Origin of the sequence: Neobacillus sp. DY30 (genome assembly GCF_030123065.1) — a bacterium.
Taxonomy (GTDB): domain Bacteria; phylum Bacillota; class Bacilli; order Bacillales; family Cytobacillaceae; genus Neobacillus.
The window spans coordinates 1,993,458-2,008,005 of record NZ_CP126093.1 but is presented as its reverse complement, the minus strand read 5'-3'; the positions used below and the strand labels follow the sequence as shown (position 1 = coordinate 2,008,005).

Genomic DNA, 14,548 nt, shown 5'->3' with positions numbered 1-14,548 from the left:
ACTCCTCCCTTCATCTCTATATGATTTCTTCTTTCTTCTTTAACCAATCGGGCATATTTAATAGTTGATAAATGATAATGATCGTTCCCGAAATAGGTACGATGGAATAGATTAATCCCATTGGAATTTGCAGAATCGGTGTCAACTGTGTCATGGTCGTGGATACAATGTTTAATCCGCCTTTGATCATAACTGCACCGGCAAAACTAATAATGAACAAAGCATTAACCAGTCTAATTGCTTTTTGGTTTTTTCCTTTTAATTTATCCAATAAACCGGTTATCGCTAAATGCTGGTTTTTGCCGAAAGCATAACTTGCTCCTAACATTGTAGTCCATATAAGTCCGAAACGAAGCAACTCTTCTGTAATCGTGCTCGGATCCCCCAATATATATCGGCTAAAAACCTGCCAGATTGCACCGATAACCATGATGACGGTGAATAAGCACGCTACAAACATAATTAACTTATCCAGAAAACTTCGTATTGTTTTCATAACCTAAACTCCTTCTTCGGTGTCTTTTTCTATTTTTTTTACTGTCATGGTAACTTTTTCACCCTAGATAAAATAGAAAGGGCAAGCCATTATTTTTTCGCCCTATCATTCTACCAGCAAGGCGCAGCTTGACCCTTTCCTCTATTATTTTAGAGCTTCAATCGCATCTATGATTTCTTTGATTTTGGGATCTTTCTTGCTATATTCCTCATGCATCGGCTTAACCTTTTCAATAAACGGCGCTTTATCTACCTCGTTGAATTTCACGCCCATTTCTGACTCTGCTACTGTTATCGCCTCTTCGATCGCTTTATTCCATAGTTCCTTTTGGTATTCTGTTGACTCTCCCGCTGCATCAGTTAGAATTTTCTGCTGTTCTTCAGATAGGCTGTCCCATGTAGCAGCGCTCATAACGAGAATATCTGGGATCATTGTATGTTCATTGATTGAAAACTCTTTTGCAACTTCTCCGTGCTTACCAGTTGTTAATGCGGTTTCATTACTTTCCGCACCATCAATAACTCCCGCTTGCAGTGCCGTATAAACCTCTCCATACGCCATTGGTGTTGCGTTCCCACCTAGTAATTTCACCATCTCTATTGCGGTAGGTGAATCTTGGACACGAATCTTTAACCCTTTTAAATCATTTGGTGTGTTAATCGCCTTATCTTTTGTATAGAAGCTTCTTGCACCAGAATCATAATAAGTCAACCCTACAAATTTTTTATCCTTGTTTGCCAGGTAAAGCTTTTGAATCGCTTCCGATTCCATGGATTTATAAAAATGATCTTTGCTGACAAATAAATATGGGAGACTAAAAACAGCATATTCAGGAGCAAAGCTCTCCAAAGCTGCAGCACTCACTTTTGTCATATCTACAGCTCCGCCTTGCAGCTGCTCTAATACTTCCTTTTCTGCTCCAAGAACACCATTTGCAAAAATTTGAACCTTCATATGCCCATCCGACTTTTCTTCCACCTTCTTGGAGAAATCCTCAAGGGCTTTGTGAACAGGATGGTCTTCACTCATGTTATGGGCAAGCTTAAAAGTTTTCTCCTCCACCCCAGTTTCCTTTCCGCCTGTGTCAGCTGTATTGCCACACCCAGCCAAAAGTCCCGCTGCTAAAATACCAGTTGTAACAAAAGATAACAATTTTCTCATTATAATTGACCCCCCTAATAGGATTAGGACGAAAAAAAAAGAGACTCACAACAGAAGGACCTGAATAAAATACCAGGCAATCCGTGTGAGTCTCCATTTCTCCGTCACATATTATTAACTTATTTACTATAATAATAGGTTTTGAAAACGATGTCAATCTGTTTTTTTCATAGTCATTAAAACCTGGAAAAAGCAATTGATATTGTCCGCAAATCTATTAAAACAGCCCCACATAATGCTAACCTTGTGGGCTGTTTATTATTTGCTTATTGTTTTCAAAAACTCTATATAATACATAATCAGGCTTCTGTTATCTAATTCTCTATCACTTCCACAAGTGATCCTCTACAAATTTAGCATAGAATAACTGCCAAACTTCCCAGTCATGTGCAGCAGGAATCTCAAGATAATCATGTTCGATTCCTTCATTCGTAAGCGCAGCACTTAAATCTTGCACTGGTTTAAGACCAAAATCCCACGTACCAGCACCCACCATAACAGAAGGCTTGTCCAGATTGCTGTAAGTACCGATATTATTCAGTTCATTTCCCGTTACTGTATAACTCCAAATACCAAAATAAGCAAACTTGTCTGCGTGGTTGAAATACATCCGATTGGCTGTAATCCCTCCTGCCGATAAACCAGCGTAAGCGCGGCCCTCAGGGGTATTATATACATTGTAGTTGGCTTCAATATAAGGCATAATATGTTCAAATTGGTCTTCTTCTATTTTTTTATAGTCCCATCCAAAGTCCTGATTATTCATGGTCACTACAACAAAAGGTTCAGCAGTGCCATCTGCAATCAGATTATCCATAATATTAGCCACTGCGCCCTCATTCATCCAGCGCAGTTCATTGCCAAGCTTATCGCCAGAAGTGCCATGTGACAGATAAAGCACCTTGTATGGTTTCTTGCGGTTTTCATTATATCCGTGAGGCAGGTAAACAGCAAGCCCTCGTGTATCACCGGCAGCACCTGTATAAGCAACGGTTTTAACTTTACCGTTCTTATTTTTGCATGGGAGCTCTACCGAACGATCCAGCCACTCTCCCGTTCCCATTGTTTTCGAATTATACGGAACATAAACCATGCTTGACAAACTATCAATTCCTGTAGCAGTATTCAGCAGCGTCGGATTGTTAGGATCATCTAGTCTAGCGGTTGTAGTGCCATCAGGATTGGTAATGCGGAAATTGTAGACAAAAGCGCCACTGGATAGAGGAACTCTAGCTCCCCACAAATTTTTGCCCAGCTTTTCCATTGTTACATAATATGTAGTATCAGCATTACCGCCTGCTGGGAACATACCCGCTTTATACTCCTCCGGTTTATATGGACGTGTAAATCCATCTTCGATTGTGAAATGATGGAATGTGTCACTATAAAGTTCAACCTTTGTTGCTGCTTTGGTTTCATCCTCATAAATAAACGTTGCATAATAGCCGGTTGGAGAAGCAGCATTCGCCTCCACCGTTACGCCGGGTTTATAATCAGCGTAATCAACTCCAGATGACTCTGAAGCAAAGATAGTGTTGCTAAAGATCGAGCATAGCATTAAAACGGTGATTCCTAGAATTAAGACTTTTTTCATTCCCCTGCTCCTTTCAAATTCGTTTGATTTATAAAGTTACATCAAGATGTGATTTGATTATATATTTTTTCTGAATTATTAGAAATGTAAAAAAAAGAGGTTAATTTTCACAATAAAGAGGTGTTACTTAACATATCAGAAGATTGAAGTTTATAGAAATGAATAACCCAACAGTTTATCCATCTGTTGGGTTACTTCTTTTATATTTTTTAGAGTAGGATTTGAAGTTTTTAGTAGTTAAATAGTTTGTACCAACACATCTTGCTTAATTGATAAACTTAACTCAGGTATCTCTAAAAAATTCTTTATCGCCAGAGCACAAGCTCCCATTCCACAAGCATCAGTACCGAGCTCAGATATATATATTTCCTTATAATTACTAATCGAAGTTTTTATATTTGATTTAATTATGCTCATTGCTTCAGGAAATTGTTTTAATAATTCACTATTTATCACTAGTGTTTCAGGATTTAGTAAATTAATAATATTATTTAGACCAATAGATACATACTTTATATATTCATCCATTTCAGTTATAACTACTGGGTTTCTGGCAATAACAAGATTTTTAATATCCTCGTAGGTTAATAAAGGATGATCCAGTTTCTCGGATATTTGTTTAAAGAAGCTCGCTTCAGAAGCATATAACTCCCAACAACCCGATTTACCGCAATTACATGGTTTTCCATCTGGATGGATAATCATGTGACCCATTTCACCTGCAAATCCATGATACCCTTTCACCAGTTCTCCATTCATTAAAAATCCCATGCCTATTCCAGAATACATACTTATATTAATTAAGTTCGTGCATTGATGAAAATTAAATACTTTTTCGGCGAATGCACATAAATTTGCATTATTTTCAACAGTAACTTCTATATTTACATTTTTCTCTAGATCAGTCTTTAAGTCCTTGTTATACCATCTATGCTGTGGAACAAAAGAGATGGTTTTGTCATTGGTCACTGTTCCATGTATTCCAATGACAACACCAATAATCCCAAAATGGCTATGAGAAAATTTCTGTTGGTATGCAAGAATTTGGTTGATTAAGATTTGAATAATTTCATCATAGTTGGAATTCTTTAACTCTACTCTAGCAGTATGAACTGGGTTGCCCATAAGGTCAGATACGGTAAATTTAATATCCCGATAATCTAAATCAATTCCCAATGCATACCCAGCATTTGTCCTAAGCGAAAGCATAATCGGCTTTCTTCCAACACTGTTATACTCGGTATGGGTTTCGATAATTAATTCTTCCTCTAAAAGATCCGCTGCCTGTGCAGATATGGTCGCCTTAGTTAATTTGGTTATATTAGCTAAATCCGACCTCGAAATCGGCCCATGCTTAATAATTTTACTTAATATCAAATTTTTATTTATCTTCTTAAGATAAGAAGCAACACCAATTTCCATAACGTTCACCCTGTTATTCAAGTTAATTACCATTTGCAGCTTTTTGGTAAGATTCTGGATGATCCACAGGGATGACAGCTGCTTTTAATGCCTCATCGACTGAAGATGAATATTTGTTTTTCTCTTGACCAGACCAGTTTAATTTATCAGCTAAATAAGCAATTACTTGCTTCTTCCATTCTTTAACGGTTTTTATATCAAATAAAATTGCACCTGTGCGGCGGTTAAAGAAATCAATTGGTGTAGCAATCATTTCATGTTCAACGCTATATAGTAATTTTGCAAATAACACGGTAGGTAATTGATATTTAGTTGCATCTGACATATTATTTTTCAACAATTCAAACACTGTTTTACTATTGGACCCATATATTTTCACTAATGTTTCAGCCTCTTCTTTGCTAAGACCAATTTCCATACCTTTTCTAACTGTTGCAGTAATAAAAGATGGAAATTGTTTTGAACCTCCAACATCACCGCCTGAAATTGGGAGATACTTCGTTTGACACGATTTGAAGCTTTTCCCCTCTTCTGCTGTTAATTTTGCCGCCAATAAATCAACCACCATTTCAGCCATTTTTCGATAGCCTGTTAATTTACCGCCAGCAATGGTAATTAAATCCGATTTTGATTCCCAAATCTCATCCTTCCGAGAAATTTCTGAGGCATTCTTTCCTTCTTCGTAAATAAGCGGTCGTACACCTGCCCAGCTCGATTCAACATCTTTTTCACTTATTTTCACTTCAGGGAACATATAGTTAATTGCATTTAAAATATAACTTCGATCACTTTCTGTCATATTAGGATTTACGGCATCTTCTTTATAGAAAGTATCTGTTGTTCCTACATAGACCTTCCCATCACGAGGGATCGCAAACACCATCCGGCCGTCTGGCGTGTCAAAATAAACTGCTTGTTTCATAGGAAAACGAGATTGGTCAATCACTAGGTGAACACCTTTTGATAGCTGTAGGAATTTTCCTTTTTTTGATTGGTCCATTTCGCGAATTTGATCCACCCATGGTCCTGCAGCATTAACAACCTTTTTGGCATGAATTTCATATCTTTCGCCTGTTAATTGATCTTCTACCAGGGCACCCATTACCTTGCCATTTTCATATAGAAGCTTTGATACCTTTGTATAATTACAAGCTATAGCACCTTTTTCCACCGCAGCCTTCATAACCTCGATGGTCAGCCTTGCATCATCTGTACGATATTCCACATAATATCCGCCGCCCTTTAAGCCAGATTTTTTTATAAGCGGCTCTTTTTCTAAAGTGGACTGTGAGGTTAGCATTTTTCTCCGTTCCGACTTTTTCACACCAGCTAAGAAATCATATACCCGCAGACCAATGGATGTACTGAATTTACCAAATGTCCCCCCCTTATGAAGTGGTAACAACATCCATTCAGGCGTTGTCACATGCGGGCCATTTTCGTAGACAATCGCCCTTTCTTTTCCTACCTCTGCCACCATTTTAACTTCAAATTGTTTTAGATATCTAAGTCCGCCGTGAACCAATTTAGTCGACCTGCTTGAGGTCCCCGCAGCGAAGTCCTGCATTTCAACTAGAGCGGTATTCATTCCGCGACTTTGTGCATCAAGAGCGATACCAGCCCCTGTAATTCCTCCGCCTATAATTAACACATCAAAAACTTCTGTTTTAAATTTGTTAACAAATTCAGTTCGATTTAAGTTTGAAAATTGCATCATGTACTCCTCCTGCTTATTTTTCAGATGAAATAAAAAGAGACCACAAAAGACATTATCATTATTGATAATGTTTTTGTGGTCTCTCCGACTTCTCCTGCCATGTATTAACTTGCCTTTAGTATAACATTAAGTAAGGAACTTGAAAATAATTATTTAAAAGCCATAGTCGCTTTTACTGCTTTTTTCCAACCATCATATAATTTATTTCGATTTTCTTCCGACAACTTTGGTAAGAAGGTTCGGTCAACCGCCCATTGCTTGGCAATTTCCTCTTGGCTTTCCCAGAAGCCGACAGCAAGTCCTGCTAAATATGCGGCACCTAATGCTGTAGTTTCATTTACAACTGGTCTTTCTACTGGAACATTTAAAATATCACTTTGGAACTCCATGATGAAGTTATTTTTCACCGCCCCGCCATCAACACGAAGTGTTTTTAGTTCAATTCCCGAATCAGCTTCCATGGCAGCTATTACATCTTTTGTTTGGTATGCAAGTGATTCTAATGTAGCACGAATAAAATGTTCCTTTGTTGAACCCCGTGTTAAACCAAAAACGGCACCTTTTACTTCACTATCCCAATAAGGAGTTCCTAAGCCAACAAATGCTGGAACCACATAGACACCATCGTTGGAATCGACTTTTGCTGCATATGCTTCACTATCCTTTGCATCTTTAAACATTCTTAACCCATCACGAAGCCACTGGATGGCAGAACCCGCCACAAAAATACTTCCCTCGAGCGCATATTCTACTTTCCCATTCAGTCCCCATGCTATAGTAGTTAATAATCCATGCCCTGAGCGAACAGCATTCTCACCCGTATTCTTTAACATAAAGCAGCCAGTACCATAGGTGTTTTTTGCCATTCCTTCTTCAAAGCACGCTTGTCCGAACAATGCGGCCTGCTGGTCACCGGCAACTCCTGATATTGGAATCTCGTTCCCAAAAAAGTGATAATCAACCGTTTTCCCATAAATTTCTGATGATGGTCTAACCTCTGGCAGCATAGAATAAGGCACACCTAAAATACCCAATAATTCATCATCCCATTTTAATTCATAAATGTTGAACATTAAGGTACGTGAAGCATTAGAATAATCGGTTACATGTGCACGGCCGCCGGATAGTTTCCAAACAAGCCAAGTATCAACAGTACCAAATAATAATTTTCCTTGATCCGCTTTTTCACGTGCCCCTTCCACATGATCGAGGATCCATTTTACCTTTGTTCCTGAAAAGTAAGGATCAATTAACAGTCCAGTTTTATTACGAAATAGGTCATGATAACCTTTTTCTTTTAACTCTTCACAAATCTCCGTTGTTTGTCTTGATTGCCAAACAATGGCATTATAAACTGGATGGCCTGTTTCCTTGTCCCAGACTATAGCTGTTTCGCGTTGGTTTGTAATTCCTATACCTGCAATTTGTTCAGGTTTAATTTCGGATTCTGATAGAACTTCGGCAACAACCGAAAGAATGGAGCCCCAGATTTCATTAGGATTGTGTTCGACCCAGCCTGGCTTAGGAAAGTATTGCGTGATTTCTTTTTGTGCAGAATGAACAATTTCCCCATTTTTATTAAAAATAATTGCACGTGAACTAGTTGTCCCCTGGTCTATAGATAAAATATATTTCTCCATTATTAATTTCCTCCCAAAATAACATCTTATAATGAATATAAAAAAGGAGATTCACCAAACAGAATTAACCACAAAATGGGTCTCTGCGTGAATCTCCTACTCTCCGTCACATACTGTTAACTTGTTGAGGAAAGTATACAATTCTACTAAAACCCATGTCAACAACTTTTTTAACATGAGTATGTTGTTAATATGTTTTAAAAAAAACCCTCCCATAACTCTCGTTTTGAAGTGGTGATCGCTGTAGCTCCTGCCATTAGCGCCGCATTTACATCTTCAGTATTTCGAATTAACCCTCCAGCCAAAATGGGTATTCCTACACTCTCCTTAACTTCTGAAATAATCTTCGGCATTGCCCCAGGCAGGACTTCAATGTAATCTGGCTGGGTTTTTGCTATTAATTTATAGCTTTTTTCAAGAGCATGACTATCGATTAGGAAAATTCTTTGTACCGCAATTACACCTTTTTGCTTTGCCTTTTGAATCACACTAGATTTAGTTGAAATTAAGCCGAACGGCTTGAATTCTTGACAAATATACTCTGTAGCATAATCATCATTTTTTATACCGTGGATTAGGTCCACATGGTAAATCATTTTCTTCCCTTTTTCCTTAGCCATACTATTAATATTTTTTAACTGAGCAATATGCATATCTAGAAATACACCAATCTCGTAAGGACTTCTCAAAAAGGATTCGAATTCCTTCATATTAGAAGAGGCAGGGATGATTTTCTGGTTCATAACATTAATCCTTTCCTCTCTTTTCTTATTATTTATAGGTTATAAAACATATCAAAAGTGAAAATGTGTCTATGACTCAACTTTTTCAATAACTAGCTAAAAGGTTTGATGATTGAAGGTTATCAGGCAAATCATCTCTATATTCATTCTGAATAGTATGACTTCCCTCAATCGCTTCTTTAATTTTTTCTGCTACAGCATTCATTGCTTCTTGTGAGGTTACTTCCCCATTTAGAGCTTTCATTATTGAGTCTCTCATATGAGAGGAAACCTGGGAAATGACCTCTTGATTTCGCCAATCTTCGGCTGCAATAAGTGGAGTGTTTTCTAATTCATTTGAAAATATTTTAAACATCTCTTTGCCAAATTCGTAGTTTAATTCATTGTTATCTAATCTTGAACTTAACAACAGAGACTCTTGATTAAATTCAGCATTCACTTTTTTTGATGCTAAATATTCTATAAAATCAGCTGTTTCGTCTTCTACCTCAGTATTTTTGAAGCCCATGATATATTTTCCTCCCGGTACAGAAGAACGAATCTCTTTTTTAGGAAGGTATGTTACCCCCCACTCAAAATTCTCAATATCGCTATAGTTGCTTAATATCCAGTTTCCAGATAGGTGAGCAGCAGCCTGTCCTGAGCGGAAAAGTTTAATGGGATCTTCCACGCCTAACCAAACAGATTCAGGAATAATCGCATCTTTATGAAGCTTGATAAAATAATCTAAAGCTGCTACACCATTTTCATTATTGATTGCTGGTGCAGAACCATCTTCTGTCATGAGGCTTCCGCCAAATTGATAAACTAATGTTGAGTATCTTCGGGGTGTAAAATCAACTAACAGCCCGTGTTTTGCCCCGCCTTTTTCTTTTACTGTTTTAAGAGCTTCGACAAATTCATCCCAGGTCCAAACTTCGTCGGGGGTTTGCGGAACTTGTACTCCTGCTTTAATAAACAATGTTTTGTTATAAATGATGCAGTTAGCCGTAACATCCATAGGTGCTGCAATTATCTTACTCCCTTTTACATAATAAGGTTTAATTGCTGGGAGAAATTGAGAAGTAAATTCTTCCGCTCCCCCAACATATGGTGTAAGATCTAATGCAAAATCAGCAAAATTCCCAGTATCTGTTATACGTGCTAAAGCTGGAGGTTCCCCTCCTGCAATCATTCTTTTTAATTTTGTATTTAAATCTTGATAAGCCACTTCTATTAAATTTATTTCAACATTTTGATTTTTGGCTTGATAATCCTTGATAATCTCTTTCATTACCTTTCCCTCTACACCGTCACTAAACCAAAGGAAATCCAAGGTAACTTTCTTTGTATTGTCTGATTCGATTTTTTCTTTTGGACTTGGGTTGTTAGCACATGCTGATATTATTAATAAAAGTATCAATGTTATAAAAAAAGTAGAAATCGTTTTCAATGATTGTTTCATAGGATGATATTTCCCTTTCTATAATGCTCATTTGGGATGTGAAAAACTTAAATCCCAATCCATTATACAAAAAAAATACCCTATAGTTAGACTTTTTATGTATATCTATCCTATAGGGTCTATTTGACTAATCAGGGAGAAAATCCTTTAAATTTTATAGATAGTAAACAAAACTTCCATTATCCGTTTGTTGTAAAGGCTGTCCGTTCACCACTAACTCCCTTGTTTCACCCTTTGGCAAATGGAATGTAATTTGCTTATATGACAACTCGAAGATCCCTTCTTTTTCCAAAGACACTTCTATTCGATCACTTGTTGTTTCCATGTGAACATGCAGTTTAGTATGATTTTCTTGATAATTTGAAGAGATCCCGTCATCCTCGAACAATACATAATCTGATGTACCTGTTTGTTGGTGTGGGAACAGCTCAAATCCCCGTTCATCGTTTGTTTTTGTTAGAAATGAACAGTCTGCATCATTCACTGGAATGATACTGCCTCCTTTTACAAGGAACGGTGCATACGTTAATGGTGCAGGAATCGTTACAGTTTGTCCACCTTCATACCAGGCTGATGTATGATAATCATACCAACCGCCATCGTACACTGGTAAATAGACTGTTCGCTCAGCAGCTCCTTCTTCCACCACAGATGTCACTAGAATGGAATCACCTAACATAAAATCATCACATTCATCAAATGTCTTTTTATCGTGACCAAACTCGTAGAATGTTGGTTTAATGATAGGCTCATACTGATCGTGAGCATTGTATAACAAAGTATACAAATATGGAGTTAATCTGTGTCTAAACTTAATTAAATCCCTTATATGGCCTGCTGTTTCTTCATACATCCACGGAACATTGACAGTTTGATCGTCATTCCATGAATGAATGGTAAACCTAGGATAGAAAATTCCATTTTGCACCCAGCGGACAAATAATTCCGGTGACGGAGCTGGACCGGAAAATCCGCCGATATCATGACCAATATTATATACACCTGATAAGCTTAAACCAATGGCCATCTTAATGTTGTATTTAACGGTTTTCCAGCTCGTATAATTATCACCTGTCCATGTTTGAACATATCGCTGCATTCCTGGACTGCCGGAACGTGAAATTAAATATGGTCTTACTTTTGGTGAAAATTCCTTTTGTGCTTCATAGGAAGCCTTCATCATTAATAATGGCTGTAAGGCACGTACAAGTTCAAAATCTACCTCTTGCCCGAATCCATTGCTTCGTACATTTTTTGTCCAAATTTCAAACTCATTGTTATCATTCCATGTAGAATCAATACCATATTCCAGTAATGCTTCCGTTACCTTTTGTTTCCACCATATATACGTTTCTTTATTTGTAAAATCCAAATAGGCTCCAACTTCATCCCAAAACTGTGCCATTTCAGCCGTTTTGCCATCTTTCGATTTAATAAACATCCCTTTATCTTCTAATTCTTCAAATAATGGATGGTCTTTTAACAAGCAAGGTTTGATGTTCGCACAAAGATGGACATTCTTTTCATGATATCCGTCTGTGAACCCTTTTGGGTCTGGAAACTTATCTCTATTCCAATTAAATACATAACGTTTATCCCCAATAGACGTATAGCCTGATGATAATTGGAACGAATCACAAATAATGTCATGTTCTTCACATAATTGCAGGAATTCATTTAATCTTTCTTGGGATTTCGGTAAATCTGTATATGTCATCGTAGATCCCGAATAGCCCAGGCTCCATTTTGGCTGAAAAATCGGTTTCCCGGTTAACCATGTGTATCTTTTTACAACATCCTTTACTTCAGGACCAGCAATGATATAGTAATCTAAATCTCCGGCATCTGATTGGAAATAGCGATACCAGCCATGATAATTATCCATCTCATTTCCCATATCAAATACTGCTTTTGACATATTATCGTAAAATATTCCAAATGAAATATTTGTCTTATCATTTCGGGTAATATAAAACGGGATATGTTTGTATAATGGGTCGGTATTTTGAGCATCGTATCCCATTGGATCAAGATTCATCATACGATAGCGCTTACCATAGCGATTGGTGTCGCCCGCCTTTTCCCCTAAACCGTAATAGCTTTCTTCTCTCGTCCGCTCGATATAATGGAATATTCCATCACCTAATGAACCATCAAAATTATAGGCTTGTGTTTTTCTGTCATTCATTAAATGAATACAATCTGATGTTTCGGAATCCTTATAATACCAATGTATATTGAATCCATTTAGATTAATTTCAACTTTTAATGATGATGTTTCAAGATAAAATACTTCTTCTTTTTCATACGAAACATAGTCTGGCAGACTAAATGGACTAAGATCCAATCGGTCTCTGCCTTCCATCGGGACGTCATCCATCCCCGGTGCCACTAACCAAGTTTGCGGCAGCGATAGCTTTTCACCCTCTGTCATCAAAACACGCAAAATATCATTTTCTAAAACAAATACTCTAGCAAAAATATCACTATGCTCTAATTTAAACACTAAACAATTATTGTCTTCATTAACAAACTTGAACATGTATTTTTCACGAATTGACATAATCTTTTCACCTTACGCTTTCTCGAGAGCTTATTTAACTCAAGCAGATTTTATTTTAGTTTCAGTGTTATTGTCCTTCCAAATATCCTCATACTTAAATCCAGTAAGATTTTCAACTACTTCTTTTGTTTTCGGATCGACTTTAAGCTTCGAACCATTATTTTTTAATCTATCAATTTCATCGACTAATATTTTATGAGTATGTTTATTTAATTTAAAGGTAAACACAACTAGTAATGCTGCAACAAGAAGTACTGAAGCGCCAATCACCATAGTATAGACGATGGTATGAACTGCCTCTGCTGTTTGTGTTTTTTCTCCTGCAATAAAACCGCCCCATTGCAATACAAGTCCCACAACCATCGTAGCCAATGCAACAGACGTTTTTCTAGCGAATGTCATAACGGCTGCAAATAATCCTTCTCGTCTTTGTCTCGTTACAATCTCGTCAATATCCGGAATGAAAGGGAATACATTCCACGGTGTAAAGTCTAAAATTGCTCTGCCAACCTGATAAAAAGCAGCAATCACAAACAGCATAACCACCATTGAATCCGGCTTAGTTAAATAGACTGCATAAAACGCTCCCAAACAGATAAGCATCATGGAATAGGAGATTTTATACAAATTACCTGGGCCCACTTTTATCATTAAGAAACCAGCTACCAGCATAATAGGCACCCCAATGATACTGAGTGATAGTAAGTCTGCAGCAAGTGATGATGAAATGCTTAGGGCAAACACACAGAAATAAACAAAAACGGCATTAAATACGTCTTTCGCAGTAAACGATAATAAATAAATTGCTAAATGTTTTCGAAAGCTTTTTATTTTTAGAGTAGTTCCATATTCCTTTAAAACGGTTCCAATACCACGAAGTGTTTCACCAAAACTTTTAGATTTTTTGGATTGTGCGATGAATTCCTTTTCTTCTTCAGGTGTAAGCTTGTTTTCCCATGTTACTTTATAAGAGATAAAGATACAGATTGCAAAAAGGATGGCAAAAAATACAGCATTGATAAAATAAGCATACGCATTATCTTCACCAAAGTAAGCGATTAAACGTGCAGGAACAAATGTGGCTAAAAATACACCTGTACCCGACATGAACATTCTTGCTGTGGATAATTTCGTTCTTTCATTAAAATCCTTTGTCATTTCGGATGGCAGCGTTTCCCATGGAATCAATACTAATGCCATAACGATTTCAAATAACAAATAGCTTAATAGATAGTACCAATAATTCATTCCTGTAAACCAGAGCAGTACATAGGTGACCATTAGAGGCGAACCAATTAATAGAAAGAAACGGCGTCTGCCAAACTTTCTTCCCAATTTAAATTTATAGAAGTTATCTGTAACACTGCCGATAGCTAAGCTCACGATCGCATCCACTATACGAGCAATAGCAATAATCGAGGCACCCTCAACAGGAGTCAAACCCACAAATGTCGTATAGTAGTACATTAACCAAGCAGCAATAACGGTGAAAGCACCGCCGCCCATTATGTCCGTTAACCCATAACCAATAGCTCTAGGTATGGTAATCTTTTTCTTGATAGTTGTCATACAATCCCCTTCTCTCTCCTTATAAAATTTAACGGCCGGCTCTCCCAGTTACCAGCCCAGTGAGCTAGTGGATGGGTGTCTTTTTTATATCCTCCTCTGATTGCAACCCCTTACAAAAGCAGTTGAAAGTGCTTTCTTGTTTTTCATTTTACCTTACAGTTATAGGAGAAAAAGGTTGAATTTTTTGAAGTAGTTGTTG

General features: G+C 37.3%; 10 protein-coding genes. All 10 read right to left on the bottom strand.

Annotated elements, in window-relative coordinates; all coding sequences use genetic code 11:
• Nucleotides 1-16: 16 nt before the first annotated feature.
• A complete protein-coding gene (locus QNH29_RS09800) occupies nucleotides 17-496 on the bottom strand; it encodes a TRAP transporter small permease (RefSeq protein ID WP_283864602.1) in 480 nt (159 codons plus the stop codon).
• Between the two features lie 144 nt (nucleotides 497-640).
• Entirely contained in the window at nucleotides 641-1,657 is a 1,017-nt protein-coding gene (locus QNH29_RS09795; protein WP_283864601.1) for a TRAP transporter substrate-binding protein, read from the bottom strand.
• A 325-nt stretch (nucleotides 1,658-1,982) separates the two neighbouring features.
• Nucleotides 1,983-3,251: an alpha/beta hydrolase gene (locus QNH29_RS09790; protein ID WP_283864600.1), complete on the bottom strand. Its 1,269-nt coding sequence runs from the start codon at nucleotides 3,249-3,251 to the stop codon at nucleotides 1,983-1,985.
• Nucleotides 3,252-3,488: 237 nt separating this feature from the next.
• Nucleotides 3,489-4,673 carry an ROK family transcriptional regulator gene (locus tag QNH29_RS09785; RefSeq protein ID WP_283864599.1) on the bottom strand — a complete coding sequence of 395 codons (1,185 nt, stop codon included), beginning with the start codon at nucleotides 4,671-4,673 and terminating at the stop codon, nucleotides 3,489-3,491.
• Between the two features lie 22 nt (nucleotides 4,674-4,695).
• Entirely contained in the window at nucleotides 4,696-6,387 is a 1,692-nt protein-coding gene (locus QNH29_RS09780) for a glycerol-3-phosphate dehydrogenase/oxidase (RefSeq protein ID WP_283865579.1), read from the bottom strand.
• Nucleotides 6,388-6,539: 152 nt separating this feature from the next.
• Nucleotides 6,540-8,030, bottom strand: coding sequence for a glycerol kinase GlpK (gene glpK / locus QNH29_RS09775; RefSeq protein ID WP_283864598.1), 1,491 nt, complete (start codon nucleotides 8,028-8,030; stop codon nucleotides 6,540-6,542).
• Nucleotides 8,031-8,227: 197 nt separating this feature from the next.
• Entirely contained in the window at nucleotides 8,228-8,773 is a 546-nt protein-coding gene (locus QNH29_RS09770; protein WP_283864597.1) for a glycerol-3-phosphate responsive antiterminator, read from the bottom strand.
• 85 nt (nucleotides 8,774-8,858) lie between these two features.
• A complete protein-coding gene (locus tag QNH29_RS09765; RefSeq protein ID WP_283864596.1) occupies nucleotides 8,859-10,217 on the bottom strand; it encodes an ABC transporter substrate-binding protein in 1,359 nt (452 codons plus the stop codon).
• 154 nt (nucleotides 10,218-10,371) lie between these two features.
• The gene (locus QNH29_RS09760) at nucleotides 10,372-12,780 is read right to left on the bottom strand and encodes a glycoside hydrolase family 31 protein (protein ID WP_283864595.1); all 2,409 of its coding nucleotides are present in this window, start codon (nucleotides 12,778-12,780) and stop codon (nucleotides 10,372-10,374) included.
• A gap of 39 nt (nucleotides 12,781-12,819) precedes the next feature.
• Nucleotides 12,820-14,349 carry an MFS transporter gene (locus tag QNH29_RS09755; protein WP_283864594.1) on the bottom strand — a complete coding sequence of 510 codons (1,530 nt, stop codon included), beginning with the start codon at nucleotides 14,347-14,349 and terminating at the stop codon, nucleotides 12,820-12,822.
• Between the last annotated feature and the right edge of the window lie 199 nt (nucleotides 14,350-14,548).

What these genes read in the sequence shown, in the direction of transcription:
- QNH29_RS09800 (WP_283864602.1), bottom strand. Translation starts at nt 496, where the DNA reads ATGAAAACAATACGAAGTTTTCTGGATAAGTTAATTATGTTTGTAGCG.
- QNH29_RS09795 (WP_283864601.1), bottom strand. Translation starts at nt 1,657, where the DNA reads ATGAGAAAATTGTTATCTTTTGTTACAACTGGTATTTTAGCAGCGGGA.
- QNH29_RS09790 (WP_283864600.1), bottom strand. Translation starts at nt 3,251, where the DNA reads ATGAAAAAAGTCTTAATTCTAGGAATCACCGTTTTAATGCTATGCTCG.
- QNH29_RS09785 (WP_283864599.1), bottom strand. Translation starts at nt 4,673, where the DNA reads ATGGAAATTGGTGTTGCTTCTTATCTTAAGAAGATAAATAAAAATTTG.
- QNH29_RS09780 (WP_283865579.1), bottom strand. Translation starts at nt 6,387, where the DNA reads ATGCAATTTTCAAACTTAAATCGAACTGAATTTGTTAACAAATTTAAA.
- glpK (WP_283864598.1), bottom strand. Translation starts at nt 8,030, where the DNA reads ATGGAGAAATATATTTTATCTATAGACCAGGGGACAACTAGTTCACGT.
- QNH29_RS09770 (WP_283864597.1), bottom strand. Translation starts at nt 8,773, where the DNA reads ATGAACCAGAAAATCATCCCTGCCTCTTCTAATATGAAGGAATTCGAA.
- QNH29_RS09765 (WP_283864596.1), bottom strand. Translation starts at nt 10,217, where the DNA reads ATGAAACAATCATTGAAAACGATTTCTACTTTTTTTATAACATTGATA.
- QNH29_RS09760 (WP_283864595.1), bottom strand. Translation starts at nt 12,780, where the DNA reads ATGTCAATTCGTGAAAAATACATGTTCAAGTTTGTTAATGAAGACAAT.
- QNH29_RS09755 (WP_283864594.1), bottom strand. Translation starts at nt 14,349, where the DNA reads ATGACAACTATCAAGAAAAAGATTACCATACCTAGAGCTATTGGTTAT.